The 26,838-nt window shown below is 64.3% G+C and carries 28 protein-coding genes; 16 read left to right on the top strand and 12 right to left on the bottom strand.

Annotated elements, in window-relative coordinates:
* Positions 1-42: 42 nt before the first annotated feature.
* From H5P29_RS05355 to H5P29_RS05345, 3 genes are all read right to left on the bottom strand, one after another.
* On the bottom strand, positions 43-1,689 hold the full coding sequence (locus H5P29_RS05355) for a copper resistance protein CopC (RefSeq protein WP_154386765.1): 1,647 nt from the start codon (positions 1,687-1,689) through the stop codon (positions 43-45).
* A gap of 4 nt (positions 1,690-1,693) precedes the next feature.
* Positions 1,694-2,224, bottom strand: a complete 531-nt coding sequence (locus tag H5P29_RS05350; RefSeq protein ID WP_067956022.1) for a copper chaperone PCu(A)C — start codon at positions 2,222-2,224, stop codon at positions 1,694-1,696.
* A gap of 93 nt (positions 2,225-2,317) precedes the next feature.
* On the bottom strand, positions 2,318-2,698 hold the full coding sequence (locus H5P29_RS05345; RefSeq protein ID WP_154386766.1) for a hypothetical protein: 381 nt from the start codon (positions 2,696-2,698) through the stop codon (positions 2,318-2,320).
* Between the two features lie 186 nt (positions 2,699-2,884).
* Here H5P29_RS05345 and H5P29_RS05340 point away from each other — a divergent pair, with 186 nt between their 5' ends.
* Positions 2,885-3,829 (top strand): thioesterase family protein, encoded by a 945-nt coding sequence (locus H5P29_RS05340; protein ID WP_067956018.1) that lies wholly within the window; start codon positions 2,885-2,887, stop codon positions 3,827-3,829.
* 97 nt (positions 3,830-3,926) lie between these two features.
* Here the strand turns inward: H5P29_RS05340 and H5P29_RS05335 are convergent, their stop codons facing one another.
* A complete protein-coding gene (locus H5P29_RS05335) occupies positions 3,927-5,441 on the bottom strand; it encodes an aldehyde dehydrogenase family protein (RefSeq protein ID WP_185910255.1) in 1,515 nt (504 codons plus the stop codon).
* 559 nt (positions 5,442-6,000) lie between these two features.
* On the opposite strand from H5P29_RS05335, the gene H5P29_RS05330 reads away from it, so the two are divergent.
* Positions 6,001-6,639 (top strand): protein-L-isoaspartate(D-aspartate) O-methyltransferase, encoded by a 639-nt coding sequence (locus H5P29_RS05330; RefSeq protein ID WP_067956017.1) that lies wholly within the window; start codon positions 6,001-6,003, stop codon positions 6,637-6,639.
* A gap of 4 nt (positions 6,640-6,643) precedes the next feature.
* Here the strand turns inward: H5P29_RS05330 and H5P29_RS05325 are convergent, their stop codons facing one another.
* From H5P29_RS05325 to H5P29_RS05310, 4 genes are all read right to left on the bottom strand, one after another.
* Positions 6,644-7,219, bottom strand: coding sequence for a GNAT family N-acetyltransferase (locus tag H5P29_RS05325; RefSeq protein ID WP_154386302.1), 576 nt, complete (start codon positions 7,217-7,219; stop codon positions 6,644-6,646).
* Positions 7,220-7,320: 101 nt separating this feature from the next.
* Positions 7,321-8,100 (bottom strand): Bax inhibitor-1/YccA family protein, encoded by a 780-nt coding sequence (locus H5P29_RS05320; protein ID WP_154386301.1) that lies wholly within the window; start codon positions 8,098-8,100, stop codon positions 7,321-7,323.
* A gap of 195 nt (positions 8,101-8,295) precedes the next feature.
* Complete coding sequence (locus H5P29_RS05315) at positions 8,296-10,839, bottom strand: ABC transporter permease (protein WP_154386300.1); 2,544 nt, start codon at positions 10,837-10,839, stop codon at positions 8,296-8,298.
* A 223-nt stretch (positions 10,840-11,062) separates the two neighbouring features.
* On the bottom strand, positions 11,063-11,770 hold the full coding sequence (locus H5P29_RS05310) for an ABC transporter ATP-binding protein (protein ID WP_182574022.1): 708 nt from the start codon (positions 11,768-11,770) through the stop codon (positions 11,063-11,065).
* A gap of 64 nt (positions 11,771-11,834) precedes the next feature.
* Here H5P29_RS05310 and H5P29_RS05305 point away from each other — a divergent pair, with 64 nt between their 5' ends.
* Positions 11,835-12,467: an arylesterase gene (locus tag H5P29_RS05305; RefSeq protein ID WP_185910254.1), complete on the top strand. Its 633-nt coding sequence runs from the start codon at positions 11,835-11,837 to the stop codon at positions 12,465-12,467.
* Positions 12,468-12,607: 140 nt separating this feature from the next.
* Positions 12,608-13,204, top strand: coding sequence for an RNA 2',3'-cyclic phosphodiesterase (gene thpR / locus H5P29_RS05300; protein ID WP_067956007.1), 597 nt, complete (start codon positions 12,608-12,610; stop codon positions 13,202-13,204).
* On the opposite strand, the gene H5P29_RS05295 is transcribed toward thpR, so the two are convergent.
* Entirely contained in the window at positions 13,108-13,626 is a 519-nt protein-coding gene (locus H5P29_RS05295) for a low molecular weight protein-tyrosine-phosphatase (RefSeq protein ID WP_067956006.1), read from the bottom strand. The two genes, thpR and H5P29_RS05295, sit on opposite strands and share 97 nt — an antisense overlap.
* A gap of 49 nt (positions 13,627-13,675) precedes the next feature.
* On the opposite strand from H5P29_RS05295, the gene H5P29_RS05290 reads away from it, so the two are divergent.
* The 4 genes from H5P29_RS05290 (at position 13,676) to H5P29_RS05275 (ending at position 15,777) form a co-directional block, all read left to right on the top strand.
* On the top strand, positions 13,676-13,972 hold the full coding sequence (locus H5P29_RS05290; protein ID WP_067956005.1) for a 4a-hydroxytetrahydrobiopterin dehydratase: 297 nt from the start codon (positions 13,676-13,678) through the stop codon (positions 13,970-13,972).
* Positions 13,973-14,094: 122 nt separating this feature from the next.
* Positions 14,095-14,463 carry a YkvA family protein gene (locus H5P29_RS05285; RefSeq protein ID WP_154386299.1) on the top strand — a complete coding sequence of 123 codons (369 nt, stop codon included), beginning with the start codon at positions 14,095-14,097 and terminating at the stop codon, positions 14,461-14,463.
* A 239-nt stretch (positions 14,464-14,702) separates the two neighbouring features.
* The gene (locus tag H5P29_RS05280) at positions 14,703-15,206 is read left to right on the top strand and encodes an invasion associated locus B family protein (protein WP_067956001.1); all 504 of its coding nucleotides are present in this window, start codon (positions 14,703-14,705) and stop codon (positions 15,204-15,206) included.
* Positions 15,207-15,285: 79 nt separating this feature from the next.
* Positions 15,286-15,777 carry a GNAT family N-acetyltransferase gene (locus H5P29_RS05275; RefSeq protein WP_154386298.1) on the top strand — a complete coding sequence of 164 codons (492 nt, stop codon included), beginning with the start codon at positions 15,286-15,288 and terminating at the stop codon, positions 15,775-15,777.
* A 12-nt stretch (positions 15,778-15,789) separates the two neighbouring features.
* Here the strand turns inward: H5P29_RS05275 and H5P29_RS05270 are convergent, their stop codons facing one another.
* The gene (locus tag H5P29_RS05270) at positions 15,790-16,122 is read right to left on the bottom strand and encodes a DUF1294 domain-containing protein (RefSeq protein ID WP_067955997.1); all 333 of its coding nucleotides are present in this window, start codon (positions 16,120-16,122) and stop codon (positions 15,790-15,792) included.
* Positions 16,123-16,266: 144 nt separating this feature from the next.
* Between H5P29_RS05270 and rlmN the strand changes: the two genes are divergently transcribed.
* A complete protein-coding gene (gene rlmN / locus H5P29_RS05265; RefSeq protein WP_067955995.1) occupies positions 16,267-17,502 on the top strand; it encodes a 23S rRNA (adenine(2503)-C(2))-methyltransferase RlmN in 1,236 nt (411 codons plus the stop codon).
* Positions 17,499-17,966: a hypothetical protein gene (locus H5P29_RS05260; RefSeq protein ID WP_182574028.1), complete on the top strand. Its 468-nt coding sequence runs from the start codon at positions 17,499-17,501 to the stop codon at positions 17,964-17,966. Before rlmN ends, H5P29_RS05260 begins: the two co-directional genes overlap by 4 nt.
* Here the strand turns inward: H5P29_RS05260 and H5P29_RS05255 are convergent.
* Entirely contained in the window at positions 17,947-18,588 is a 642-nt protein-coding gene (locus tag H5P29_RS05255) for a LysE family translocator (RefSeq protein WP_067955991.1), read from the bottom strand. The two genes, H5P29_RS05260 and H5P29_RS05255, sit on opposite strands and share 20 nt — an antisense overlap.
* A 183-nt stretch (positions 18,589-18,771) precedes the next feature.
* On the bottom strand, positions 18,772-20,037 hold the full coding sequence (locus H5P29_RS05250; protein ID WP_067955989.1) for a Glu/Leu/Phe/Val dehydrogenase: 1,266 nt from the start codon (positions 20,035-20,037) through the stop codon (positions 18,772-18,774).
* A 345-nt stretch (positions 20,038-20,382) separates the two neighbouring features.
* On the opposite strand from H5P29_RS05250, the gene H5P29_RS05245 reads away from it, so the two are divergent.
* The 6 genes from H5P29_RS05245 (at position 20,383) to H5P29_RS05220 (ending at position 26,778) form a co-directional block, all read left to right on the top strand.
* On the top strand, positions 20,383-21,441 hold the full coding sequence (locus tag H5P29_RS05245) for a dipeptidase (RefSeq protein ID WP_154386297.1): 1,059 nt from the start codon (positions 20,383-20,385) through the stop codon (positions 21,439-21,441).
* Between the two features lie 36 nt (positions 21,442-21,477).
* The gene (locus tag H5P29_RS05240; protein ID WP_083948721.1) at positions 21,478-23,115 is read left to right on the top strand and encodes an ABC transporter substrate-binding protein; all 1,638 of its coding nucleotides are present in this window, start codon (positions 21,478-21,480) and stop codon (positions 23,113-23,115) included.
* A gap of 105 nt (positions 23,116-23,220) precedes the next feature.
* The gene (locus tag H5P29_RS05235) at positions 23,221-24,288 is read left to right on the top strand and encodes an ABC transporter permease (protein WP_154386296.1); all 1,068 of its coding nucleotides are present in this window, start codon (positions 23,221-23,223) and stop codon (positions 24,286-24,288) included.
* 11 nt (positions 24,289-24,299) lie between these two features.
* Positions 24,300-25,202 carry a nickel transporter permease gene (nikC, locus tag H5P29_RS05230; RefSeq protein ID WP_067965920.1) on the top strand — a complete coding sequence of 301 codons (903 nt, stop codon included), beginning with the start codon at positions 24,300-24,302 and terminating at the stop codon, positions 25,200-25,202.
* A complete protein-coding gene (locus tag H5P29_RS05225; RefSeq protein WP_067955980.1) occupies positions 25,199-26,032 on the top strand; it encodes an ABC transporter ATP-binding protein in 834 nt (277 codons plus the stop codon). Before nikC ends, H5P29_RS05225 begins: the two co-directional genes overlap by 4 nt.
* Positions 26,029-26,778, top strand: coding sequence for an ABC transporter ATP-binding protein (locus tag H5P29_RS05220; RefSeq protein WP_067955977.1), 750 nt, complete (start codon positions 26,029-26,031; stop codon positions 26,776-26,778). Before H5P29_RS05225 ends, H5P29_RS05220 begins: the two co-directional genes overlap by 4 nt.
* The last annotated feature ends 60 nt before the right edge of the window (positions 26,779-26,838 follow it).

Below are 26,838 nucleotides of genomic sequence, written 5' to 3'. Positions count from 1 at the left end.
GGACGATAGGCAGCGTCACGGGTACGGCATCGTCCGTATCGACTACCAGCCGGTGGCAGGACGAATGGCGACCGCGCCGTCCAGAGTGACCACCTGCCCTTCCGCCATGTCGATGTCGATGGCGACGGCCCATATGCCCGGCGCCGGCAGGTCGAGGCTGTCGATTCGCCAGGTGCCGTCGCCGGGCTTGTAGGCGTCGGCCTTGATTTCGGTCGAGCCGGACTGGCTCAGCCGCAGCACGACGCCGCGCGCATCGAGCGGGCCGAAATCGCCAGTCATCACCATGATCGAGGCGCTGACGGCGCCGGCATGGCCGGGGCTGAGGGCAAAGTCGGCCATGGCCACCGGCGTATGGATGTGAATTGCTGCAGGCTCCGCCGCCTCGACGGCCAGAACGCGCGGTGGCGGCGTGAAGCGGAAGCCGGCAACGAGACCGAGGATCGCGACCATCAGCAGCGTCTCGACCAGGATGCTGCGCACCAGCAGGCGCTGTGCCCCACGCTGCTCGGCCAAGGCCGGTTTCGTCAGCTGCCAACGGTTGAAACCGGCGAGCGCAAACAGGGCGAAAGCCAGCACCAGCTTCGCCGACAGCAGCAGCCCGTATCCGGTATGCCAGAGCGCGGGAACTGCCTCGACCTGGATGACTGTCAGCACGAGACCGGCGGCGACCAACGCCGCAACCACATAGGGAATGGCCACCGAAAACCGTCGCAGCGCCAGCTCGGCGCTTTCTCCACCTTCGCGCCCGCAAAAGGCCAGCGGCAGCAACGCCCCGGCCCAGAAGGCGATGCCGGTCCCATGGACAAACACCATCGGACGCGTCAGCCATTGCGGGGTTGCGGCACTGGCATGGCCGCTCGCGGCCAAGGCGGTGCCGACGCCGACGAGGCCGGCAAGCGACAGCCAACGGGCCAGGCTGGCATCGCTGGCGAGTGCCAGCAGCGCCAGCGACAGGGCGATGAAGGCGATAGCCGCGGTGAAGGCATAGCTGGTCGCAGCCGCCGCCTGCCAGCCCATGCCCTGACCGAACAATGCGAGCGGCGCGCCGAGCGCATCGAGCCCTTGCAGCCCGAAGGAGACGGGTGCTGCGACAAGGCCCGCAACGAGCAGCGCGCCGATGACACCGACACCGGAGTGCTTGCCGGGCATGAGCCAGGCGAGCGCGAATGCGCCACCGACGCCAAGGAACAGGCCGAGATAGAGCACCAGCTTGGCGCTCCAGATGGCAAGTCGCATCGACGTGTCGTTCAGCTCAGGTGCAGCGGGAGGCGTGACACTCGGATTGCCGACCGAAAAGGACAACACGCCCGCCACAGGGTGCCCGTCGGAAGAGACGACGCGCCAGGACAAAAGGTAGGTGCCTTCGGCCTTCCAGCCCGGCCAGGCAATCGCCAGGTCGGCGCCATTTGCCTTGGCTGTCAGGCGCGTTTTGGTGCCGTCGGGGCCAATCAGCTCGGTGACCAGCGGCGCCACAGTCTCGCTGAAACCGAGCAAGAGCTCGGCGGGGGCTGCCTGCACCACCGCACCTTCGACAGGCGTCGAGCGCAGTAACGAGGCATGAGCACGTGCGACCGACGTCGTGCCCAGAAAGGCACTGGCGGCCATGATCAGGCCGCACAGGAAAACGAGCAGGCGCGCGCTGTCGCCAACAATGCCGCCCCCGGTCAGGCAAGGAAAGCGCGCGCCCATGATGTCAGTGGCCCGAATGGTCCTGGCTCTGGCCGCCGATCTTGTCGGCCTGGAACTCGACGGTCACCGTACCGGCCTTTTCGAAGGTCAACGTGCCGGAGAACTTGTCGCCTTCCTTGACCGGCGCCTTCAGGCCGATGAACATGATGTGGTAGGCGCCCGGCTTGAGCGCGACCTCGCCGCCGGCCGGGATTTCGAGGCCGTCGGTAATCTGGCGCATCTTCATCACGCCTTTGGCGTCTACCGCCATCTCGTGAATCTCGGCCTTTTCGGAAACGTCGGACTGGATCGAAACCAGGCGGTCGGCCTGGCTGCCGTTGTTCGTGATGGTCAAATAACCGGCAGCGACCTTGGCGCCGGCCGGCGTAGCGCGCGACCAGGGGTGGCCGATCTCGAGATCGCCCGCCTTGAAGCCATGGGCGAGCATCTGCTGGGTCGAAGCGAAGAGCAGCAGCAGCGCAAAGACGGCGATGCCGATACGCTCCTCGAAGCTGCGGAAAAGCGGGCGCGAAAAGGCGCGAGCGGAACGGGTCATGGAAAACTCCGGATGTCTAAGGCGCCGGCACATGCGGCGCAGGGTCTGTCGAGATATGCGAATTCGTCCGGCTGCAGCTATGCGGCAGCCGTCTCAGACCAGTGGTGGCGGCGCGCGCGGATTTCCGGGGTCGTGCTCCGGCGCTGTCGCCGCATCGGGTCTGAGCGCCAGAAAGACGGTCTTTGTCTCGATCTGGCGCCCGAGCAGAAGACCAGCGCCATCGGGCGGCATCACCGCGAGCGGCGAGACCATGTTGCAGCCAAGCGTGCAACATGCGGTCAAGGCAGGATGTTCGCTCTTGGCCGGTGCGGTGTGGCCGCTTGCCGAGGTGATGCAGAGCGGGTTGCCGAAAATGTCGAGCGGCGGCGTGCCCTGGCCGAGCGCCACGGCACCCGCCACCGTCTGCAGGACGAGCATCAGCGCCGCGACAAGCGCGACCCCGAACCCAAATCCCTTGCGGCGAAATCCGACCAAGCGTCGCGACCTTTTCTTTTCGGGGCCACTGATAGCATCGATGGCACGAAAGCGAAAATGGACCACGCTGCGACAAATTCTTTGTTCGAGCGAACGCCCGTCTCTCCCGTCGGCCATCGTCGCATCGGACGATGGCCTTCATTGCCATCACCGGTACGACTTGCAGTCGAGCGCGGGAGAATACGCATGAAGGCTGGCATATCGGGGTTGCGCGACGTCTGGCGCGGCGGCGTCGCCACCTGGGAATGCGACGAAATGGGCCATATGAACACGCGCTTCTACGTGGCGCGCTGCATGGAGGCCATCACCATGCTGTTCGGCCGGTCTGGCCTGCCCCGCCTGTTGGCGGTCGGCTCGGAGACGACATTGGCCGTCAGGACCATGCATATCCGCTTCCTGCGCGAGGCGCGGGCCGGAAGCTCGATGCACATCTCGGCGGGGTTCGCCGCCATAGGCAACGGCACGGCCGACATCGTTGCCATGATGTTCGACACAGCCTCGAATGATTGCGCCGCGACCTTTCGCATCCGCCTTCATCATGTCGCATCGACGGACGGCAGCGGGCGGCCATGGCCTGAGACCTTCGCCAATCATATTGCGACCGAGCTCACCGAGACGCCGAGGCTGGCAATGCCGCGTGGCACAGGCGATCTTCCCACGATGATATCCGCATCGGGCGTGCGGGCCGAACAACTCGGCCTGCATCGGCTCGGCCAAGGCGCTGTGCCGCATCAGGCCTGTGACCCCTGGGGCAGGATGCTGCCTTACGCCTTCGTCGGCGCCATGGCCGACAGCGTCCGCAACATCATCACGCCGCTGCGCGAGGCCTGCGCCCGCCACAGCGACAGGACTGGACCACATTTCGGTGCCGCAGCACTCGAGTTCCTGATCGGCGTGGACGGCCTGCCCGCAAGCGGCGACTGCTGGGAGGTGCGCTCCGGCCTCGCCCGCGTCGACGGGCGGACCATGAACATCGTCAACTGGATGCTCGACCCGTTCTCCGGAAGGCCGTTCGGCTCGATGGAGGTTGTGGCCATCTGCTTCGACCTGGAAACGCGCAAGCTTCTGCCCATCGCGCCGGCAGCACAAGCGGAGTTGGCGGGATGGACAATCCCCGACCTGACACTCTGAACCGCAAGCGGAAACGCCGCCCGCTTCTGCGGACGGCGCTTGAAATCACGTGGCTGTGGCGTGGCCGATGCCAGCGCCGCAACCGGTGTCGGCTTGCTCAGTCGATGTCGAAGCTGACGCCCTGGGCCAGCGGCAGCGCCTTGGAGTAGTTCACCGTGTTGGTGGCGCGGCGCATATAGGCCTTCCAGGCGTCCGAGCCGCTTTCGCGGCCGCCGCCGGTCTCCTTCTCGCCGCCGAACGCGCCGCCGATCTCCGCACCCGAGGTGCCGATGTTGACATTGGCGATGCCGCAGTCCGAACCCTCGACCGACAGGAAGCGCTCGGCTTCCTGTAGGTCGAGCGTGAAGATCGACGACGACAGGCCGGCGCCGACCGCATTGTGCAGGTCGAGCACAGCATCGAAGTCGGAATACTTCATCACATAAAGGATCGGTGCGAAGGTCTCTTCCAGCACCGGACCTGTCTGATCAGGCATCTCGACCAGTGCCGGCTTGACGTAATAGGCGCCGTCATGGCCCTGGTCGACGCGCATGCCGCCGGTGATCTCGCCGCCGGCCTCGGCCGCGTGCTTCAGCGCCTTCTGCATGCCGTCGAAGGCGGCCTTGTCGATCAGCGGGCCGACGAGGGCCGAGCTTTCCAGTGGGCTGCCGACCGAGACGCTCTGATAGGCCTTCTTCAGCCGCGGCACGAGCTGGTCGTAGACGCTGTCATGGACGAACAGGCGGCGCATGGTGGTGCAGCGCTGGCCGGCGGTGCCCATGGCGCCGAAGGCGATGGCGCGCAGCGCCATGTCGAGATTGGCCGAAGGGCAGACGATGCCGGCATTGTTGCCGCCGAGTTCGAGGATGGCGCGGGCGAAACGTTTGGCCAGGCGCGGGCCGACGTCACGGCCCATACGGGTCGAGCCGGTGGCCGAGACCAGCGGCACCTTGGGGTGGTCGACAAGCACCTCGCCGATGGCGCGGTCGCCGATCAAAAGCTGCGACAGGCCTGCGGGCGCATCAGCGCCAAAACGTTTTGCCGCACGTTCGAAGATCGCCTGGCAGGCAAGGGCGGTCAGCGGCGTCTTTTCCGACGGCTTCCAGACCACCGAATTGCCGCAGACAAAGGCCAGGGCTGCATTCCACGACCACACCGCAACGGGGAAGTTGAAGGCCGAGATGACGCCTGTGACGCCGAGCGGATGCCAGGTTTCCATCATGCGATGGCCGGGACGCTCGGTGGCAATGGTCAAACCATAGAGCTGGCGCGACAGGCCGACGGCGAAGTCGCAGATGTCGATCATCTCCTGGACTTCGCCGAGGCCCTCGGAGGTGATCTTTCCGACCTCGATCGAGACCAGGCGGCCGAGATCGGCCTTTGAAGCGCGCAGCTCCTCGCCGAGCAGGCGGACAAGCTCGCCGCGCTTCGGCGCCGGCACGTTGCGCCAGGCTTTGAAGGCGGCATCGGCGCGGGCAATTACGGCTTCCGCCTCGGCTGATGAGATCGACTTGAGCGCGCCGATCTGGTCGCCCGTCACCGGGCTGCGCACGATCAGGTCGCCGCCGGTGAAGGCAGCTGACGCAACGCCAAGCCGCTCCAGAAGAGCGGCGGTTTCGCTGGTCATGTTCATGCTGAATTCCTTTCCTCGTTCCTCACCCGCCCCGGGGCCGTTTGCGCGTGTGTTCGCGTCGTCGGTCGGGGCATTATCGCTTCGTTTCTCGACGGCCTTTGACGCAAGACGCTTGGCAATGGCTATAGCCTGATCGACCACCTCAGCGCCACATCGGCGATCGCTGTGAGCGTGCTGTCCGGCGAATTGGCCAGACATGATCCAGCGCCACGCGGTACGCGCGGCGAAGCTGACATCGATGTGAGGGAGGCTGAAAAAAACAACACCCGCCGGGGGAGGAGGTCCGGCGGGTGTCGTATTTGTGGCCAGCGTCTGGGAGGAGGTAGGCGCTGACCTATTCGTCGGAAACCTGGGAGGAGGTAGGCCCGACAAATTCGATGACTGATATCTAGCTCCGCTGCGTATCGATTTAAAGTGTTGATATTGCATAGGAGCTTTGCGTTTTGTGCAATGCAGCAAGAGGCGCCGCGCTGCACAATCTTGCGGACGCTGCGTAAGCAGCCCTGATAGGGGAACCTTGCGCAACCGCCACGGTTAAAGGGGCGACGGCAGGAAGGCCATGGTCGACTATCGGGCAGCGCGCCTTAACATGGTGGAGTACCAGATCGCCCGGCGTGGATTGACCGAGCCGGCGGTGCTGGAGGCCATGGCCGCGGTGCCGCGTGAGAAATTCGTACCCACGGCCCTGCGCGACCGCGCCTACGACGATACCGCCCTGCCCATCGCCCACGACCAGACTATATCGCAACCTTATATCGTCGCGCTGATGGCCTGGGCGGCGGAACTCGAGCGCGGCAACAAGGTTCTGGAGATCGGCACCGGCTCGGGCTATGCGGCGGCCGTCATGGCCAGGCTAGCCGGCCGCGTCGTCACCATCGAGCGCATCGCTTCGCTGGCCGACAGCGCCAGGGCTCGGCTGAACAAGCTCGGCCATGCGAATGTACAAGTCATCGCGGGAGACGGCTCGGCCGGCTGCGAGGCCGAGGCGCCGTTCGACGCCATTCTCTCGGCAGCGGGTTCACGCACCGTGCCGTCGGCGTGGAAGGAACAGCTTGCGATAGGCGGACGGCTGATCATGCCCTTGGGCCCGTTCGGCGACCAGCAATTGGTCAAGATCGTGCGCAACGGCGAGAACGACTATGCGCGGAAGACGCTCGTGGCCGTGCGTTTCGTGCCGCTTCTCGGCGGCACGGGCTGACGGCTCAGCCCTTGCCGCCTTTGGCGACGAAGCGCCGTTCCGGCATCGAGCCCGGATCCGGCGGCAGTGTCGCGCCGCCATTCAGCGCCAGTTGCATGAACACGGTGTCGAGCCAGCGGCCATGCTTGTAGCCGGAGCCTTCCATGCGGCCGGTGTAATGGAAACCGAGCCTTTCATGCAGCTGCACCGAAGCGCTGTCGGCATGGCCGTCGCCGATGACGGCGATGATCTGTCGAAAGCCGAGAACAGTTGATTCGTCGATCAGCGCCTGCATCAGCGTCTTGCCGATGCCGGCGCCCTTGGCTTCCGGCGCAACATAGATCGAATCCTCGACAATGAAGCGATAGGCAGGGCGCGCACGGAACGGGCCGGCATAGGCATAGCCCAGAATGACAGCGTCGCGCTCGGCGACGAGGTAGGGATAACCGGCATCCGTCAGGCTGTTGTAGCGCTCCCCCATCTCGGCGCGCGAGGGCGGATCGAGCTCGTAGCTCGCCGTGCCGTTGAGGACCGCGTCGGCATAGATTTCGGTGATCCGGTCGAGGTCGTCAGGCAGCGCGTGCCGAATCTTCATGCTCATTTTTTAGGCAATCCATTCTTCTGCCTCCATTAGAGCAAAGCTCCGAACAAATGAAAAGGGCGGCCATTGGCCGCCCTTCGAAAGTCTGATGGTCCAGCTGATTATTCGCGGTTGCCCAGGAACGACAGCAGGAACGAGAACAGGTTGATGAAGTCGAGATAGAGCGTGAGCGCGCCCATGATCGCCTTGCGGCCGGAGACGAGCACGTCGTCGCCGTCGAAATACATCTCCTTGATCTTCTGCGTGTCGTAGGCGGTCAGGCCAGCGAACACCAGCACGCCGATCGCCGAGATGGCGAACTGCAGGGCCGGCGACTGCAGGAAGATGTTGACCACCATCGCGATCAGCAGGCCGATCACGCCCATGGTCAGGAACGTGCCCATGGCGGTCAGGTCACGCTTGGTCGTGTAGCCGACAAGCGAGAGCGCACCGAAGGCGGTCGCGGTGATGAAGAAGGTCTGGACGATGCTGGCGCTGGTGTAGACCAGGAAGATCGACGACAGCGACAGGCCCATCAGGCCGGCGAACACCCAGAACGCGGTCTGCGCGCCGGAAACGCTCATCGACTGGATGCGGGCGCTCAGGAAGAACACCATGCCGAGCGGAGCCAGCATGACGACCCACTTCAGCGGCGAACCATAGAGCGCAACGCCGAGGCTGGTCAGCATCTTGCCGTTGCCCATCGTGGCGACGGCGGTGGCCGGATCGTTGGTGGTCGCCAGCGTCATGGTGCCCAGCGCTGCAAGACCGGTGATGACCAGGCCGAGCGCCATAAGGTTGTAAACCTTGAGCATGTAGGCGCGCAGGCCTTCGTCGATCGACGCGTCGGTGCGGCTGCCTGCCGTCGCCATGCGCGTCTGGTAGTTTCTAAAGTCGGACATGGTTTCCTCTGTTGCTTCTGCCCCGTCGGGTGTCAGGCCGAGACCCAGGCGCCGCTGGCGGGACTCCAGCATGCCTCCGCCGAAATATGATGTTTCTTTCAGACCTAAACAAGGCCTGTAACGCCTTGAAACCGGCTGTGAGCGCACAATCTCATACAAATGTCGTTGAAGTCCAGCCCGCGCAACGGCATTTCGTCATTCGCTGCGCAGCACCGGCGCCGCCTTGTGGCCGAGCACCCGCCAGGTGCCGACCAGACCGAAGCCGACGGTCAGCACCAGGGCAAAGACGATCGTCGCAACCGCCACCTCCGGCAGGAAGGACGATGGCAGCGTCATGATTCGCGCGACGACGAACCAGGCCGCGACCCCGCCGGCGGCGAGCGCGAAGATGGCGGTGGCGAGGCCGATCAGCATGTATTCCAGCGAAAACGCCGATATCAACGTCCGCCGCGTCGCACCGAGCGTCTTCAGGATGACCGCGTCATGGACCCGGGCACGGTTGCCGGCGGCAAGTGCGCCGGCCAGCACCAGCACCGAGGCGATCAGCGCCACGCCGGCAGCGGCACGGATCGCAGTACCGAGCTGGGCGACCAGCCGGTTGACGACGTCGAGCGCGTCCTTCACCCGCACGGTGGTGATTGCCGGATAGCTGCGCGTCACCGCGTTCAGGATCTTAGCCTCGTCGGCAGGGACAGCCTTGTCTTCGGTCAGCGTCGCCAGCCAGCTGTGCGGCGCACCGGCGAAGGTGTTGGGTGAAAACACCATGACGAAGTTGATGCCCATCGATTCCCACTGCACTTCGCGGAAATTGGCGATCTTGGCCGTGACGTTGCGGCCCAGCACGTTGACGGTGACCATGTCGCCAATCTTGAGGCCGAGTTCGCCCGCCTCTTGTGCCGAGAATGACACCAGCGGCTCGCCCGAATAGTCGGCCGGCCACCACGTGCCTTGCGACAGCGTCGAATTCTCCGGCAGGTTCTTGGCATAGGTCAGGCCACGGTCGCCGCGCAGCACCCAGGCGCCTTCCGGCGGTACGTTGAGTTTCTGCACGTCGGTGCCGTTGAGCGCCATGACACGGCCGCGCAGCATCGGCACCCGCACCAGCTTGCCGCCGGGCGCCTCTGTCGCAACCAGCCTGGCAAAGTCGTCGACCTGGTCAGGCTGGATGTCGACGAAGAAGAAGTTCGGCGCCCGCTCCGGCAGGCTGCCTGATATCTGGCGGCGCAGATTGCCGTCGATCAGCGCCAGCGTGACGAGAAGCGTCAGCCCGAGGCCGAGCGACAGCACCACGGACGGCGTCAAAGCGCCGGGGCGGTGGATGTTGCCGACGGCGAGCCTGAGCGCGGTCGAGCGCACACGCGGGCTTTTCCGCGCCAGCCACTGCACCGCAACGGCCACGGCGCGCAGCACCAGAAACGAAAAGATCGTCGCTCCGACAAAAATGGTGGCGATGCGGCGGTCGCCGGCGAACCAGATCGCGAGCGCCGCGAGTATGGCGGCGATGCCCAAAGCGGTTGCGATGTAGACTAGCCGCGGCAGGCCCCGACCTTCAAAACCCATCTCGCGGAACAGCGCGGTGGCCGGCACGTCGCGGGCACGGCCGAGCGGCAGGATGGCGAAAGCAAGCGTCACCAGGACGCCGAACAGAGCGGCCATGGCAAGTGCCGCCGGGTAGACGCCGGCTTCGGCCGGCACCGGGATGACCGACTGGAGTGCTGCGCTCGCCGCAAACGGCATCAGCGCGCCGAGCGCCAGGCCGATGGCGATGCCGAGACCTGCAATAAGCAGGATCTGGATGAGATAAACTGTCAGTACGAAGCCGCCCGAGGCGCCCAGGCTCTTGAAGGTGGCAATGACGCCACGCTTGCCGTCGAGATAGGCGCGCACGGCATTCGCTACGCCAACACCGCCAACGACCAGTGAGGTCAAGCCGACCAGCGTCAGGAACTGGGTGAAGCGTTCGATGTTGGCCGACAATGCCGGCGCGGCATTGGTCCTTGTCCGCACGCTCCAGCCAGCCTCGGGGAATTCGGCATTCGCCCGCTCGCGCACATCAGCCACTTCGGCTTCGCTGGTACCGACAGGCATGCGCAGCTTGTAGGCGTGTTCGACGAGACTGCCGGGCTGGATCAGTCCGGAAGTGCTCAACCCTTCCATCGACACCAGCAGGCGTGGCGCAAAGCCGAAGCCGTCGGAGACCGCGTCAGGCTCGGTGACAAGCTTTGCCCGGAGTTCGAAGGTCGCGCTGCCGAGCTTGATGCGGTCGCCAAGCTTGAGGTTGAGCCGTTCGAACAACAGATCGGGGGCCACCGCGCCGAAGATGCCCGAGCGCTCGGCAAAGAGTTCGGCGCGGGGCAGCGCCGGCTCCGTCACCAGTTGGCCGTAAAGCGGATAGGCGTCGTCGACCGCCTTGGCTTCGACAAGCGACTGGTCGGAACCGTCTTCCAGCCGCGCCATCGAGCGCATGCCGGCATTGTGCGAGACGGTGCCGAGGCTTTCGAGGAAGGTCTTTTCCTTGTCGGTCGCCTCGCGCTGGATCAGCTGGAAACGGATGTCGCCGCCGAGCAGCGCCTGACCCTCGCTGGCAACGCCGGCGGTAATCGCCCGCGCCACCGAATTGACGCCGCCGATTGCCGCCACGCCGAGCGCGATGCAGGTCAGGAAGATCAGGAAGCCGCGCAGGCCGCCACGCATTTCACGCGCGGCAAAGCGGAAGGCGAGAGGCAGGTCCTTCAGCATGGGAGCACCTGCGATCCGAATGCCTCATTCCGCAACGCTGGCGCTCTACGTTGCCCCCCTCTGCCCTGCCGGGCATCTCCCCCACAGGGGGGGAGATTGGAGGCGGCGTCCTTGCCGCCGTTCTTGCGGCCTCGAATATTGGCTGAGACGACGGCGAAGGCTGATCTCCCCCCTTGCGGGGGAGATGGCCGGCAGGCCAGAGGGGGGTGCTCAGAAGCGAAAATCATGCCCGGACTTTCTCGGCCAGAGGCGCAATTGTCGCCGTCTCGATCCGCCCGGAGCGCATCGCCACCTGCCGGTCGCAGCGCGCGGCGAGTGCTGGATCGTGCGTCACCAACACCAGCGTCATGGCGCGTTCGGCGGCCTTGGCGAACAGGAGGTCGGCGATCTGCCGCCCTGTCGCCTGGTCGAGATTGCCTGTCGGCTCGTCGGCGATGAGGATGGCAGGCTCCGGCGCCAGCGCACGCGCAATCGCCACGCGCTGCTGTTCGCCGCCCGAAAGCTCGCCCGGATAGTGCGTGACGCGGTCGGCGAGGCCGACGGCCGCAAGCTCGCGTTCAGCGATGGCAAAGGCGTCGCGCTTGCCGGCCAGTTCGAGCGGCACGGCGACGTTTTCCAGCGCGGTCATGTTGGGGATCAGATGGAACGACTGGAAGACGATGCCGATGTTGCGGCCGCGAAACGCCGCGATCTGGTCCTCGCTGCGGCCGTTGAGCAGCTCGCCGGCGATCTTGACCGTGCCGCCATCGACACGTTCGAGTCCGGCCAGAACCATCAGCAGCGTCGATTTGCCGGAACCGGAAGGGCCGACGATGCCGGTGGCCTCGCCGGCGGCGACATCGAGGCTCACGCCCTTCAGCACATGCACTGAAGAAGCCCCCGTCCCAAGCGTCAACGACACGTCTCTCAGTTCGATGACTGCTTCTGTCACGGCAAATCTGTCCTATATGAAAATCTAAGAGGCGTGAATTTTTCCGTCATATGGGTTTTGAAACATGGCATTGAAACATCTGACCTTCGCATTCCTTGCCGTCTCTCTGGCCTTTTTCACGACCATTGCCCCGGTTTGGGCCGAACCATTCAAGATCGTCGGCTTTGGCGACAGCCTGATGGCCGGATATGGCCTCAATCCCGGCGAGAGCTTTCCCGAAAAGCTCGAAAAGGCGCTACGCAACAATGGTCACGATGTCGTGATTACCAATGCCGGCGTCTCTGGCGACACCACAAGCGGCGGCCTGTCGCGGCTCGACTGGTCCGTCCCCGACGGAACGCAGCTGGTCATACTGGAGCTCGGCGCCAACGACATGCTGCGCGGCATCGACCCGGCGCTCGTCGAGCAGAACCTCGACAAGATGCTTGCCCGGCTCCGGGAGCGAAAGATCGAGGTGCTGCTGGCCGGCATGGTTGCGGCGCCAAATCTCGGTCACGCTTATGGCGAACAATTCGGCACGATCTATCCGAGGCTGGCCGAGAAGTACGGCGTGACGCTTTATCCGTTCTTTCTCGATGGCGTCGCCGGTGATCCGAAACTGCTTTTGGAGGACGGCATGCACCCGACAGCAGAAGGTATCGACCGCATGGTCGCAAAGGCGCTGCCGACTGTCGAAAAGGCAGTTGCCGGCAAATGAACGTCGTCATGCATCGTTGCAACACATCCGATTTCGTTGCGTGGTCGAAACAGCAGGCGCTGAACAAAGCCCTTGCCCGGCGCAGCGATCGATGATTCGCTGAGCCCTACGAACTGCGATTCGAGGAAGGGAGCCTGGCCATGCCGCGACTTTTCACCGCCCTCGAAATTCCGCGTGATGCCGCCTTATCGCTGTCGCTGCTCAGGGGCGGCCTGTCAGGCGCCCGCTGGATCGACGTCGAAAACTACCACCTCACCTTGCGTTTTTTCGGCGACATCGAAGGCCACGTCGCCGACGAGATCGTCGAAGCACTCGACCGTGTCGACCGTCCGAGCTTCCAGCTCACGCTTTCGGGTGTCGGCGCCTTCGGGCAGAAAAAGCCGCATGCGGTCTGGGCCGGCGTCACACCGTCGCCGGAGATGAACGCGCTGCAGGCCGAAATCGAGCGCATCAGCAAGCGCCTCGGCCTGCCGTCGGATCCGCGCAAGTTCACCCCGCATGTCACGCTGGCGCGGCTCAGGAACACCAGCCCGCTCGATGTCGCACACTATCTGTCAGCGCGCGGCAACTTCGCCACCGTGCCCTTCCGTGTCGGCCGCTTCGTCTTGATGTCGTCGCGCGACTCGGTCGGCGGCGGCCCCTACATCGTCGAGGAAGCCTGGCCGCTGAATGGCGTCGACGCCCGCGCTGCCAGCCGGTCGGCAAGCGCCTCCGAAGCGTCGCGGATCATGCGGTAGACCGCAGCGAAGCCGTCTTCCCCGCCGTAATAGGGATCGGGCACGTCGCGTGGTCCACCCACGGCCTGGCCGATGAAAAGCTCGACACGCTCGGCCAAGCTCGCCGGCGCAAGCGCCCGGAGATCGTCGACATTGGAGCGATCCATGCCGAGGATCAGGTCGAAGCGCTCGAAATCGCGCGCCACAACCTTGCGGGCCTGCTGGGCGGTGATGTCGATGCCATGCTCGGCCGCAACCGCGATCGACCGCGGATCGGGGGCCGAACCCGCGTGCCAGCCGCCCGTGCCAGCCGAGTCGATTGTGTATTCGCCATCTAGCCCGCGCTCGGTGAGCACGGCCCGAAACACACCTTCGGCAAGGGGCGAACGGCAAATGTTGCCGAGGCAAACGAACAGAATTGATTTTACCGGCTTCTCGCTCATCGATCCCGCGCTATGCTGGTGAACACTTCGCATATCACGGGAGCATGAAATGGCCAGAGAGAAACTTGGACAGCAGGAGCTGAAGGCAGCGCTCGACGCGCTCGGCGGCTGGACACTCGCCGCCGACGGGTTGTCGATGTCGCGCAGCTTCGTGTTCAAGAACTTCAGTGAGGCCTTCGCCTTCATGACCCGCGTCGCCATGGCGGCAGAACAGCTCGACCACCACCCCGATTGGTCGAATGTCTACAAGACGGTCGACGTCACGCTGAACACCCACGACGCCGGCGGGCTGACCGAGCTGGATTTCAAGCTGGCCAAGCGCATGAACGGCTATTTCGGTTCCTGAGGCCGGCATCTTGCAGAGGGGACCGAACCTTCCCACATCTTTGATCGCGCATTGGCACCGAAACCGGAACCGGTTTCCGGCAAGCGTGAGAAGATAGAGTTCGGGCAAAGGAGATTGTCTGGATGGTGAAGTTTCCCGGCTTTGACAGCTTTCGCGGCGGCGTGAACGGCGCTCCGGCAAGCGAAGCCGAGGTGCGCGAGAAGTTCTGGCGCACCGCCAAGCGCGCTGCCCGCCACGTGCCTTTCATGGAAGAGGTGGTGGCGGCCTATTATTGCGCGCTGGACAAGGACACGCCGCTGCGAGCCAAAGGTATCCTGTTGGCGGCGCTCGGCTATTTCATCCTGCCGGTCGACACCATTCCCGATGTCATACTGGGCCTCGGCTTCACCGACGACATCGCCGTGCTGACCGCTGCGATCACGGCGGTCCGGGCGCACATGACACCGGCCCACCGCCTTGCCGCGAAGGAAGCGCTGTCACAGGACCAATGACAGCGCTGCCCGCTTGTTTCATCCTGAAACGAAAAGTCAAACTCTTGCCGTTTTCGTGGTTTTCAACCACGTCAGGGACAAGGTGCCCGTCCACGATGGGCAGTTCGGCGGGGTTCCATGCGATGAATGTCCTTTCTGAAAAGCATTCACCCTTTGGTAACCCAGATTAAATCAAAATGAAGCGAACGGGCGGGCGCGCAGTCGGCCTGCCCCGCTCCATTTGAACTACAGGAAAAACGATGCGCGGTTTGATAGCTACAATTTCGGGTCTGGTGCTTGCAGTGTCGGCAATGCCGGCGCTCGCCCAGTCGGCGACCAAGATCGGCCAGCACAACGCCTGGGGCACCTACAGCTACCAGGCGCAGAACGGCAAGGTCTGCTACGTGCTGACGGTGCCGACCGACAAGCAGCCGTCGACGCTCGACCATGGCGACATGTTCTTCTTCGTCAGCCAGCGCCCCGGCCAGAAGGTTTCCTTCGAGCCGCAGTTCATCGCCGGCTACAATTTCCAGGAAAACTCCAAGGTCACCGTCACCATCGGCGACAAGTCGTTCTCGATGTTCACCAAGGGAAAGTCGGCCTGGGTCGAGAACGCAGCCGAGGAACCTGCCCTGATCAGCGCCATGAAGGGCGGCTCGGACATGAAGGTCTCGGCCAAATCAGGCCGTGGCAACCCGACCAATTACGTCTTCTCGCTCAAGGGCATTTCGGCGGCGCTGACGTCGATCACCACCTGCAAGTAAGCGCAGACGCAAGACAGGTTTTCGAAAGCCGGGCGGCCCGATCGCCCGGCTTTTTTGCGACAGGAGCCGGGGTCTGCAGATGCACAGGATCATTGACGGGACCAGTAGCCAGCTCGACCGGGCCGCGATCATCTGGGCGCGGGCGACGGCGGTGCGCGACAACGATCCTGATGTGGCGACGCTCGACGAGGCGCGGCCGATCATTTCGCGGGTGCTCGCCAGCTCGGAGCGGGCTCTGCTCGCCATCGCCGAGGCCACCAATGGGACCGCTGTTGCCTTCGGTGCCATTGCGCCGATGCCGGGAGATGGCAACGTGGCGGAACTGCACTATTTCGGCGTCGACCCGGACCATTGGGGCAAGGGCGCGGCAGTCGAATTGCTGGCCGGCATCGCAGCGCTGCTGCGCGAGCGCGGCTTCGATGCGGCCGAACTCGCGGTCTATTCGGACAATGAGCGCGCCGTCCGGCTTTACGAACGTCTCGGCTGGCGGCGCCTGGGCGAACCGGTGCCACACCAACGCAGCGGCCGGCCAGAGCAGCGCTACCGCCTGGTGCTCCGCCCAACCGCCTGAAACATCTTCGGCCTAAGACACGGCCGGCCGGCTCAGCGCATCAAGCAACCCCGAGGCCCATTGCGGCGCGATCAGCCAGATCGCCAGTACGGCAATGGCGACCGCATGCGCGATGACAATTGTGTAGAGCCGCGATCGGAACGGCTCCTTGCGGGTCTTGTGTCGGAACAGGTGCTGGGCCGACAAGGCACCCAGGCTGCCACCGGCGAAGGCGAGCCAGAGCAGGGTTTTCTCGGGGATGCGCCGGCCGCCGGCGCGGGCCAGATACTTGTCGCGCCAGAAGGCAGCGAACGCCGCAAGATTGACGACGAGCGCCACCAGGACAACGTTAAGGATGTTGCTCATCGGGCCAGCATCCCAGCCATTGCCTAACAGACTGCAAAGCTGCGGCACAAATGCATGGCCGCCAAAACGTGACGCAGCGCCAGACCTGTGATATGTCGCGCCAAAATCCTACATTTTCCGATATCTACAGCTAGCTGAGCCCGAATGACCCTTTCGCTCGACCTTACCACCGATGCTACCCGTGACGCGTTGCGCGCCCGTGCGGCCGCGCCCGTCAAGGGCGAACTGATCGGCCTCACCCGCGAGGAGCTTGCCGAAGCGCTCGTTACGTCAGGCGTCGTCCCCGAACGCCAGGCCAAGATGCGTGTCCAGCAGCTCTGGCACTGGCTTTATGTCCGCGGCGTCTCCGACTTCGCCGACATGTTCAACATCTCCAAGGACCTGCGCGCCGAGCTCGCCAAGCACTTCACAATCGCGCGGCCGGAGATCGTCGAGGAGCAGATTTCCTCGGACGGCACGCGCAAGTGGCTGTTCCGTTTCCCGCCGCGAGGCGCCGGTCGCCCGGTTGAAATCGAGACCGTCTACATCCCCGAGGAAGGCCGCGGCACGCTGTGCATCTCGTCGCAGGTCGGCTGCACGCTGACCTGCTCGTTCTGCCACACCGGAACCCAGAAGCTGGTGCGCAACCTGACGGCGGAAGAGATCCTGGCGCAGCTGATGACGGCACGCGATCGGCTCGGCGATTTCCCCGACCGCGACACGCCCGCCGGCGCCATTGTTCCGGCCGAGGGCCGCAAGGTCTCCAACATCGTCATGATGGGCATGGGCGAGCCGCTGTACAATTTCGAGGCGGTCAAGAAGGCGCTGCTGATTGCCTCCGATGGCGACGGGCTGGCGCTGTCCAAGCGCCGCATCACGCTGTCGACCTCGGGTGTCGTGCCGGAAATCTTCCGCACCGGCGAGGAAATCGGCGTCATGCTGGCGATCTCGCTGCACGCCACCAATGACGACCTGCGCGACCTGCTGGTGCCGATCAACAAGAAGTACCCGCTCAAGGAGCTGGTCGACGCCTGCCGCAACTATCCCGGCCTGTCGAACGCCCGCCGCATCACCTTCGAATATGTGATGCTGAAGGACGTCAACGACAGCCTCGAAGATGCCAAGGCGCTGGTCAAGCTGCTCAAGGGCGTGCCGGCCAAGATCAATCTGATCCCGTTCAATCCATGGCCCGGCACCAACTATCAGTGCTCGGACTGGGAAACGATCGAGAAGTTCGCCGACTACATCAACAATGCCGGCTATGCCTCGCCGATCCGCACCCCGCGCGGCCGTGACATCCTCGCCGCCTGCGGCCAGCTCAAGTCGGAATCCGAGCGCATGAAGAAGAGCGAGCGCCTGGCGCTCGAGGCGATGATGATCGCGGGACACGGCGAGGCGTGAGCCGCGTCCTCGTCTATCTCGGCAAATTCGCCCACATGGTGCTGGGCTATGCCGCGGCGTCCATTGCCGCCAGCGCCTTCCTCAACGTTGTGTTCCTTGGCGTTGCGGGCCTGATAGCCACCGACATACCGCCCGAGGTAGCCAGCGGCTCGATGGTCTTCACCATTCCGTTCATCGCGCTGTTCGTCGCCTATTTCGGCTTCGTGCCGGCAGTCGTCGTCATGCTGCTCGCCGAATTGCTCGGCAAGCGCGACTGGCTGTTCTACGCCCTTGCCGGCGGCTTCGTGGCGCTGGTCTTCATAGGCGTCGCCTACCAGAGCGGCGACGGCGGCTTCGCCTATCGCGATCCGCTCTGGCCGGTGTCGATCATCGGCAGCGGTTTGGTCGGCGGCATCGCCTACTGGTTCGTTACCGGCCGCTTCGCCGGCGCGCTCAGGAATACCCCTACTTCGCCTGCGCCGTGAGGATCTTCAGCGCGAAGGCCGAGAACACCCCTGCAAACAGATAGTCGACGATGCGCGTCACGCGCGGACTCTTCTTGAGCAGCCCGGCGAATTTGTCGGCGGCAATCACCATCGGCGCCGTCACCGGCAGCGACAGGACGATGAACATCGCACCGAGGAAGAACAGCTTGCCCGGCGCGTTGGTGTCGTGGGCCGAGACGAACTGCGGCAGGAACGTCATGAAGAACAGGATGATCTTCGGGTTGAGCAGATTGATGCCGAGGCCGGTGGCCCAGTTCTGGAACACAGAGCGCGGCGCACGCTTGGTGGTGTCGGGCGAAAACGCCGAACCCTTGGTGATCGCCTGGAAGGCGAGCCAGACCAGGTAGCCGGCACCGACGACCTTGAGCGCCATGAAGGCTTGCGGCGAAGCGACGATCAGGGCCGAGAGGCCAAGCGCCACCAGCGTGGTGTGGATGACGATGCCGGTCATCGCGCCTGCCATGCAGGCAAAGCCGGCCTTGCGGCCTTCCGACAACGCGCGGCCGACGAACAGGGTCATGTCGGGTCCGGGCGTGATCGCGATGATGAAGGTTGCGATCGCGAACTGGATGATGGTCGACCAATCGGGAATGAAGGACATAATCGGGCCGCCGGGTCTGCCTGGAAGGCAAGGGTTGTGGGGATTTTCCGGCAATAGCCCTAATCGCACCAATTCGGCGCTTCAACCGGAAAATAGCAGGCCAGAGCAGGGCACCGGCCTGACAAATGAATATGAAAGACGGACCGCCGGGCCGAATGGCCCGGCGCTACACCTCGGCGTGGCTCAGCTGTCGAAGTAGCTCTGCGTGCCGTGCGCCTCGATCGCCTCAGCGAGACGGCCGAGCGCATGCACATAGGCGGCTGTCCGCACCGAGATCTCCTTCTTGCTGGCGACGTCCCAGATGGCGCGGCCCTCGCGTTCCATGATGGCGCGCAGCCGGTCGTGAATCTCCTCGATCTGCCAGTAGAAGCCCTGGCGGTTCTGCACCCATTCGAAATAGGAGACGGTGACGCCGCCGGCGTTCGCCAGGATGTCGGGCAGCACGACGATGCCCTTCTTTTCCAGGATGGCGTCGGCTTCCGAGGTCACCGGACCGTTGGCGAGCTCGAGCACGATGCGCGCCTTGACGCTGTCGGCGTTGTCGACGCGGATCATGTTTTCCAGCGCCGACGGCACCAGGATATCGCAGTCGACGCCGACGAGCGCGTCGCCGGCAAGCAGCTCATGACCGTGTTGACCGGCGGTCGAGGTCACCGAACGGGCGCTGTTCTTGGCCGCAAACAGGCGGTCGAGGTCGAGGCCGTCGGATGCATGCACGGCACCTTCCGAATCCGACACGGCAATGATCTTGTGGCCGTCCGAGGCAAGCAGGCGGGCGATATGCTGGCCAGCATTGCCAAAGCCTTGCACGGCAATGCGCAGGCTGCCCTTGAGCCCGAGTTCGTCGGCGAGGTGCCGCACGAGATAGAAGCCGCCTCGCGCGGTGGCGTCGCCGCGGCCGAGCGAGCCGCCCAGCGCCAGCGGCTTGCCGGTGATGACGGCGGGCGAAGCCTGACCGACGATCTGGGCGTACTCGTCGGCCATCCAGCCCATGATCATCGAGTTGGTGTAGACGTCTGGTGCCGGGATGTCGCGGTCGGGCCCGATGATGCGGGCGAAGGCCTGCATGTAGGCACGCGACAGGCGCTCCAACTCGGCTTTGGACAGCTTGCGCGGGTCGACCTGCACAGCACCCTTGCCGCCGCCATAGGGCAGGTTCATCACGGCGCATTTGAAGGTCATCCAGAACGCCAGCATCTCGACCTCGTCGGCGGTCGATTCCGGATGGAAACGGATGCCGCCCTTGGTCGGGCCACGGGTGTCGTCATAACGGCAGCGCCACGAGAGGAACGATTTTCGCGAGCCGTCGTCCATGCGGATCATCAGCCGTGCCTTGGTCGTCTCGCGGGCGAACTTCAGTTTCTCGATCACGTCGGCGTCGACGTTCAGGTGTTTTGCCGCCTCGTCGAGGCGCACGAGTGCATGATCAAGAAGACTGCCTTCTGTCATAATGAGTATGTCCTGTGATTGGATTGGCAATGTGATGCACGGCTCATCGACCGCACCCGACCCGCCTGCACAAAAAAGCGCCAGCGCACAACGTCCAGCCAGAGCCAATCACTGCCGCTGCGTCAGCCCCGGCGGCAGCCGAGGGCGGTCAACCCCTCATATCGAGCCTGTTTGAGGACCGTGGCGGCCGATTCAGGCGCGAGTGGTCCAGGCATGGCTTAGTGTTGGTCCTGGATAGGGCTTCCCCAGCGGAACCGCGGCTTCGACCCATCGGGTGCCCGTTGGCACATGTTGACTCCCCTCGCCCGGCATCCTTCAACTGCCTTCCACTTACAGGAGTGAGTAATGCAGGCAGTATTCGACGGTCACAACGACGTCCTTTTCCGGTTGTGGCAGAACGCCGCCAAGGGCGCCGATCCGGTGGCCGAGTTCATCGACGGCACCCGCCAGGGCCACATCGACATGCCGCGCGCCGCAAAGGGCGGCCTCGCCGGCGGCCTCTGCGCCATTTACATCACCTCGGCCAGCATGCCCGACGAGCAGCGCGACGAAAACGGCCACTACGCCATTCCGCTGTGCAAGCCGCTCGAACGCGCCCCGTCGCTCGACATTGCGCTCGACATGGCCTCGATCGCCTTCAGGATCGAGCGCGCCGGCGGCTGGAAGATCTGCCGCACAGGCGCCGACATCGACGCTGCGCGTGCCGAAGGCAAGTTTGCAGCCGTGCTGCACATGGAAGGCTGCGAGGCGATCGACGCCGATCTCGCCGCACTCGACGTGTTCTATGCCGCCGGCCTGCGCTCGCTCGGCCCTGTCTGGAGCCGCAACACCGTCTTCGGCCATGGCGTGCCCTTCGCCTTCCCGTCGAGCCCCGACACCGGCCCCGGCCTGACCGAAGCCGGCAAGAGGCTGGTCAAGGAATGCAATCGCATCGGCATCGCCATCGACCTTGCCCACATCACCGAGAAAGGCTTCTGGGACGTGGCCAAGCTCAGCGACCAGCCGCTGGTCGTCAGCCACTCCAACGCTCATGCGATTACGCCGATCAGCCGCAACCTGACCGACAAGCAGCTTGCAGCGGTGCGTGAGAGCAACGGCCTTGTCGGCCTGAACTTCGCCGTCACCATGCTGCGCGAGGACGGGCTGAAGAGCGTCGACACGCCGCTATCGGACATGATTCGCCATATCGACTATCTCGTCGAACATGTCGGCATCGATGGCGTGGCGCTGGGTTCGGACTTCGACGGCGCCACCGTGCCGGCCGAGATCGGCGATGCCGCCGGCCTGCAGAACCTCGTTGCCGCCCTCAGCGGCGCGGGCTACGGTGACGACGATCTGGCGAAAATCTGCCGCGACAACTGGCTGAGGGTCTTGCGCTCGGCCTGGCACGAAACGGCAGCCTAACAACAAATAATCGTCAACTTGGGGAACTGAAAAATGATGCTTGGTAAAATGAACGGACACTTCTGTCTGATGCTTGCCGGCGCCGCTCTGTCGGCGATGGTCTTCGCGGCGCCGGCACTTGCGGCGACGCCGGCCGACACGCTGGTCCAGGCATGGGCCATCGACGACACCATCACGCTTGACCCGGCAGAGTCCTTCGAGCTCAGCCCGGCCGAATTCCTCGGCAACGCCTATGACATGCTGGTACGTCTCGACATCAACGACACCACCAAGGTGCGTCCCGGCGTCGCCGAAAGCTGGACCGTCTCCGACGACGGCCTGACCTACACCTTCAAGCTCAAGTCGGGCCTGAAGTTCGCATCGGGCAATCCGATCACCGCAAAGGACGTCGCCTGGTCGTTCGAGCGCGTGGTCAAGCTCGACAAGAGCCCGGCCTTCATCCTCACCCAGTTCGGCTTGACCAAGGACAACGTCACCGAGAAGGCCAAGGCCGCCGATGACAGTACCTTCGTCTTCACCGTCGACAAGTCCTATGCGCCGTCCTTCGTGCTCAACTGCCTGACCGCCACGGTCGGTGCCGTGATGGACAGCAAGCTGGTGCTCGAGCATGTCGCTCCTGTTACACCGACCGACGAGTACAAGTTCGACAACGACTTCGGCAATGGCTGGCTGAAGACCGGCTACGCCGGCTCGGGTCCGTTCAAGATCCGCGACTGGCGCGCCAACGAGATCCTCGTGCTCGAACGCAACGACAACTATTATGGCGACAAGCCGGCGCTTGCCCGCGTCATCTACCGCCACGTCAAGGAAAGCGCGACCCAGCGCCTGATGCTCGAAGCCGGTGACATCGATGTTGCCCGCAACCTCGAGCCGGGCGATCTGGAAGCCATTTCGAAGAATGCCGAGCTGGCCACGACGAGCGCGCCGAAGGGCACCGTCTACTACATCAGCCTCAACCAGAAAAACCCGAACCTGGCCAAGCCTGAAGTACGCCAGGCGCTCAAATATCTGGTCGACTATGATGCCATCGGCTCGACGCTGATCAAGGGCATCGGCGAAATCCGCCAGACCTACCAGGCCAAGGGCGTGCTCGGCGCACTCGATTCCAACCCGTTCACCTTCGACGTCGCCAAGGCCAAGGAACTGCTGGAAAAGGCAGGCCTGAAGGACGGCTTCTCGGTCACCATGGACGTGCGCAACACCCAGCCGGTGACGGGCATTGCCGAATCCTTCCAGCAGACGGTCGGCCAGGCCGGCGTGAAGGTCGAGATCATCCCCGGCGACGGCAAACAGACCCTGACCAAGTACCGTGCCCGCAACCACGACATGTATATCGGCCAGTGGGGCATGGATTACTGGGATCCGAACTCCAACGCCGAGACCTTCACCTCCAACCCGAACAATGCCGACGACGGCACGGTGAAGACGCTGGCCTGGCGCAATGCATGGGATGTGCCGGAGCTGACCGAAAAGACCAAGGCAGCCTTGCTGGAACGCGACAACGACAAGCGTGCGACGATGTACAAGGAACTGCAGCAGGCAGCCCTCGACACCAGCCCGTTCGTGCTGATCTTCCAGCAGACCGAGGTCGCCGGCCTGCGCGGCAACGTCAAGAACTACAAGCTTGGACCGAACTTCGATTCGAATTTCGTCGCCCCCGTGACCAAGGAATGATCCTTTACGGCGCCGCGCGTTCTCCGGAACACGCAAAGCGACGCTGTAGCCATTCGAGTCTGCGCATGACATCCGCAAGGGGCCGTGCGCAAAAGGATCGGACCATTGAGCACTGCTGATACACAAACGCCCGCGAGGCGCGCCAACAGGCGCGCCTCCACCATTCTCAAGGCGGTCGCCAGTTTCGCGGTGATCGTGGGGACCACCTATCTCGGCCTTCTGGCCGTCACCTTCTTCATCGGCCGGGTCGTGCCGATCGACCCCGTGCTCGCCATCGTCGGCGACCGGGCGCCAGCTCACGTCGTCGAGCGGACGCGCGAGCAGATGGGCTTCAACCTGCCCTACTACCAGCAGTTCTATCTCTACGTGAAAGGCGTGCTGTCAGGTGACTTCGGCACCTCGGTGCTGACCACCAATCCCGTCATGTCCGACATTCGCCGCGTCTTCCCGGCAACGATGGAACTCGCCACCGTCGGCACCATCATCGGCGCAGCCCTTGGCATCCCGCTCGGCGTGCTCGCCGCGGTCAAGCGCGGCAGCCTCGCCGATCAGGTCGTCCGCATCATCGGCCTGATCGGCTATTCGGTGCCGATCTTCTGGCTCGGGCTGCTGGCACTGCTGGTGTTTTATGCCCGCCTCGGCTGGACTGCCGGCCCCGGCCGCATCGACGTGGTGTTCGAATACACCTTCACGCCGATCACCGGCTTCTATCTGCTCGACGCGATGCTCAACCGCGACTGGGCAGCCTTCAAGGACATCTTCGCCCACATCATCCTGCCAGCGTCGTTGCTCGGCTATTTCTCGCTCGCTTATATCAGCCGCATGACGCGCTCCTTCATGCTGAACGAGCTGAGCCAGGAATACATCGTCGCCGCCCGCGCCAAGGGCCTGTCGGAAACCCGCATCATCTGGGGCCACGCACTGCGCAACGCCGCCGTGCCGCTGGTCACCGTCATTGCCCTTTCTTATGCCGGCCTGCTCGAAGGCTCGGTCCTGACCGAAACCGTCTTCGCCTGGCCCGGCCTCGGCCTCTACATCACCAACTCGCTGCAGAACGCCGACATGAACGCGGTGCTGGGCGGCACGATCATCATCGGTTCGGTGTTCATCGCGCTCAACCTGCTCTCCGACCTGCTTTATCGTCTGCTCGACCCAAGGACGCGCATCCGATGAGCGACACGACCATGACCCGCCGCGAATGGCTGCTCACCGACCGACCGCAATCGCGCCTGCAGGCGCGGCTCGGCCGCGCCTATGTGACCTGGCGCCGCTTCACCGCCAACCGGCTTGCCGCGATCGGCCTCGGCATTATCCTTCTGCTGCTGTTTGTTGCCGCCTTCGCGCCACTCCTGGCGCCGCATTCGCCCTATATTGGCGACCTCAAGAACGCCCGCCTGCTGCCGGCGAGCTCCACCTACTGGCTCGGCACCGACGACCAGGGCCGCGACATCCTTTCACGCCTGATCTACGGCTCGCGTCTGACCTTGCAGGTCATCGTGCTGGTGGCGATCATCGCAGCGCCGATCGGCCTCCTGGTCGGCACGGCGGCCGGCTATGCCGGCGGCTGGATCGACGCGGTGCTGATGCGCATCACCGACATCTTCCTCGCCTTCCCCAAGCTGGTTCTGGCCCTGGCATTCGTCGCAGCCCTCGGGCCCGGCATCGAGAACGCCATCATCGCCATCGCGCTGACCTCGTGGCCGCCCTATGCCCGCATCGCTCGTGCCGAAACGCTGACCGTGCGCAATTCCGATTACATCGCAGCGGTGAAATTGATGGGTGCCTCGCCGATGCGCATCGTGCTCCGCCACATCATGCCGCTATGCATCTCTTCGCTGATCGTCCGCGTCACGCTCGACATGGCCGGCATCATTCTGACCGCCGCCGGTCTCGGCTTCCTCGGCCTCGGCGCCCAGCCGCCGCTGCCGGAATGGGGCGCGATGATCGCCTCGGGGCGCCGCTTCATCCTCGACCAATGGTGGGTGGCGGCAGCACCAGGTGCTGCGATCCTCATCGTCAGCCTTGGCTTCAACCTGCTCGGCGACGGCCTGCGCGACGCACTCGACACACGCAGCGGTGGCCAATGAGCACGTTGCTGCATGTCGAAAATCTCCGTGTCTCCTTCCCCACACGCACCGGTGTGGTCGAAGCGGTGCGCGGCGTATCCTTCGCGCTCGGCCAGGAACGGCTCGGCATCGTCGGCGAAAGCGGTTCGGGCAAGTCGCAGACCGGCCGCGCGATCATGGGGTTGACGCCACAGCAAGCCGAGATCGGCGCCAGAAGGCTTGAATTCAGCGGCATCGACCTGCTCAAGGCCTCCGTCTCCGAGCGCCGGGCGCTGCGTGGCAACCGCATCGCCATGATCCTGCAGGATCCGAAATATTCGCTCGATCCGGTCATGACCATCGGCCGCCAGATCGTGGAGACGCTGCGGACGCATGAAAAGGTCAGCAAGTCGGCGGCCCGCGAGCGCGCTCTCGACATGCTCGCCGCCGTCCAGATTCGCGACCCGAAGCGGGTCTACGACCTCTACCCGCACGAGGTCTCGGGCGGCATGGGCCAGCGCGCCATGATCGCCATGATGCTGATTGCCGGGCCGGAACTTCTGATCGCCGACGAACCGACCTCGGCGCTCGACGTCACTGTCCAGCTCGACATCTTGCGCATTCTAGACCGGCTGGTGATCGACCGCGGCATGGGCCTGATCTTCATTTCCCACGACCTGCGCCTGGTCTCGACCTTCTGCGACCGCGTCATCGTCATGTATGCCGGCAAGATCGTCGAGGAACTCAAGGCCTCGGAACTGTCGCAGGCGAAGCATCCCTACACGCAAGGCCTGCTCAACTGCATGCCCAAGATCGGCGCCGACCGGCACCCGCTGCCCGTGCTCGACCGAAAGCCGGAGTGGCTGCTGTGACCCCTGCTCTCTCGATCGACAAACTGCGTGTGGTCTACGACGATTTCGTCGCGCTGAAGGACGTCAGCGTGACCGTGGCGCAAGGCGAATCCTTCGGCCTCGTCGGCGAATCCGGCTCGGGCAAATCGACGCTGCTGCGCGCCGTCGCCGGTATCGCGCCCGTCTCCAGCGGCACCATCGACGTCAGCGGCAAGCGGTTGGGCAAGCTCAGGGACAAGGAATTCTATCGTCAGGTGCAGATGGTGTTCCAGGACCCGTACGGTTCGCTGCACCCGCGCCAGACCGTCGACAGGTTGCTGCTCGAACCGCTCGACATTCACGGTTTCGGCGACACCGAGAAACGCATCCAGCGCGCGCTCGACGAGGTCGGCCTCGGCTCCGGCTTCCGCTTCCGCTACTCGCACCAGCTCTCGGGCGGCCAGCGCCAGCGCGTGGCGATCGCCCGTGCGCTGATCCTCGAACCGTCGATCCTGCTGCTCGACGAGCCGACATCGGCCCTCGATGCTTCGGTGCAGGCCGAAGTGCTCAACCTGCTCGAACAGGTGCGCCGCGACCGCAAGCTGACCTTCGTCATGGTCAGCCACGACCTCGGCGTCATCACCCACATGTGCGAGCGGCTGATGGTGATGCAGGGCGGACAGGAGGTCGAACGGCTGCAGGCCGGCGACCTCGCCACGCGAAACGTGGCGCAGGACTACACGCGCAACCTTCTCGTTGCGAGCGAAGGTTTCGTCCGCGACGCCTAGGGTGTTACGGAAATGCGGAAGTCCGTTTTCCGCATTTCCGCGAAAGGCGAAAGGCGAAAG

Source organism: Aminobacter sp. MDW-2 (assembly GCF_014250155.1).
GTDB lineage: Bacteria > Pseudomonadota > Alphaproteobacteria > Rhizobiales > Rhizobiaceae > Aminobacter > Aminobacter ciceronei.
This window is presented reverse-complemented; position numbering and strand designations above follow the sequence as displayed.

Bases quoted from the DNA above. Each gene is read 5' to 3' on its own strand.
- H5P29_RS05355 (WP_154386765.1), bottom strand. From the start codon at position 1,689: ATGGGCGCGCGCTTTCCTTGCCTGACCGGGGGCGGCATTGTTGGCGAC.
- H5P29_RS05350 (WP_067956022.1), bottom strand. From the start codon at position 2,224: ATGACCCGTTCCGCTCGCGCCTTTTCGCGCCCGCTTTTCCGCAGCTTC.
- H5P29_RS05340 (WP_067956018.1), top strand. From the start codon at position 2,885: ATGAAGGCTGGCATATCGGGGTTGCGCGACGTCTGGCGCGGCGGCGTC.
- H5P29_RS05335 (WP_185910255.1), bottom strand. From the start codon at position 5,441: ATGAACATGACCAGCGAAACCGCCGCTCTTCTGGAGCGGCTTGGCGTT.
- H5P29_RS05330 (WP_067956017.1), top strand. From the start codon at position 6,001: ATGGTCGACTATCGGGCAGCGCGCCTTAACATGGTGGAGTACCAGATC.
- H5P29_RS05325 (WP_154386302.1), bottom strand. From the start codon at position 7,219: ATGAGCATGAAGATTCGGCACGCGCTGCCTGACGACCTCGACCGGATC.
- H5P29_RS05320 (WP_154386301.1), bottom strand. From the start codon at position 8,100: ATGTCCGACTTTAGAAACTACCAGACGCGCATGGCGACGGCAGGCAGC.
- H5P29_RS05315 (WP_154386300.1), bottom strand. From the start codon at position 10,839: ATGCTGAAGGACCTGCCTCTCGCCTTCCGCTTTGCCGCGCGTGAAATG.
- H5P29_RS05305 (WP_185910254.1), top strand. From the start codon at position 11,835: ATGGCATTGAAACATCTGACCTTCGCATTCCTTGCCGTCTCTCTGGCC.
- thpR (WP_067956007.1), top strand. From the start codon at position 12,608: ATGCCGCGACTTTTCACCGCCCTCGAAATTCCGCGTGATGCCGCCTTA.
- H5P29_RS05295 (WP_067956006.1), bottom strand. From the start codon at position 13,626: ATGAGCGAGAAGCCGGTAAAATCAATTCTGTTCGTTTGCCTCGGCAAC.
- H5P29_RS05290 (WP_067956005.1), top strand. From the start codon at position 13,676: ATGGCCAGAGAGAAACTTGGACAGCAGGAGCTGAAGGCAGCGCTCGAC.
- H5P29_RS05285 (WP_154386299.1), top strand. From the start codon at position 14,095: ATGGTGAAGTTTCCCGGCTTTGACAGCTTTCGCGGCGGCGTGAACGGC.
- H5P29_RS05280 (WP_067956001.1), top strand. From the start codon at position 14,703: ATGCGCGGTTTGATAGCTACAATTTCGGGTCTGGTGCTTGCAGTGTCG.
- H5P29_RS05275 (WP_154386298.1), top strand. From the start codon at position 15,286: ATGCACAGGATCATTGACGGGACCAGTAGCCAGCTCGACCGGGCCGCG.
- H5P29_RS05270 (WP_067955997.1), bottom strand. From the start codon at position 16,122: ATGAGCAACATCCTTAACGTTGTCCTGGTGGCGCTCGTCGTCAATCTT.
- rlmN (WP_067955995.1), top strand. From the start codon at position 16,267: ATGACCCTTTCGCTCGACCTTACCACCGATGCTACCCGTGACGCGTTG.
- H5P29_RS05255 (WP_067955991.1), bottom strand. From the start codon at position 18,588: ATGTCCTTCATTCCCGATTGGTCGACCATCATCCAGTTCGCGATCGCA.
- H5P29_RS05250 (WP_067955989.1), bottom strand. From the start codon at position 20,037: ATGACAGAAGGCAGTCTTCTTGATCATGCACTCGTGCGCCTCGACGAG.
- H5P29_RS05245 (WP_154386297.1), top strand. From the start codon at position 20,383: ATGCAGGCAGTATTCGACGGTCACAACGACGTCCTTTTCCGGTTGTGG.
- H5P29_RS05240 (WP_083948721.1), top strand. From the start codon at position 21,478: ATGCTTGGTAAAATGAACGGACACTTCTGTCTGATGCTTGCCGGCGCC.
- nikC (WP_067965920.1), top strand. From the start codon at position 24,300: ATGACCCGCCGCGAATGGCTGCTCACCGACCGACCGCAATCGCGCCTG.
- H5P29_RS05225 (WP_067955980.1), top strand. From the start codon at position 25,199: ATGAGCACGTTGCTGCATGTCGAAAATCTCCGTGTCTCCTTCCCCACA.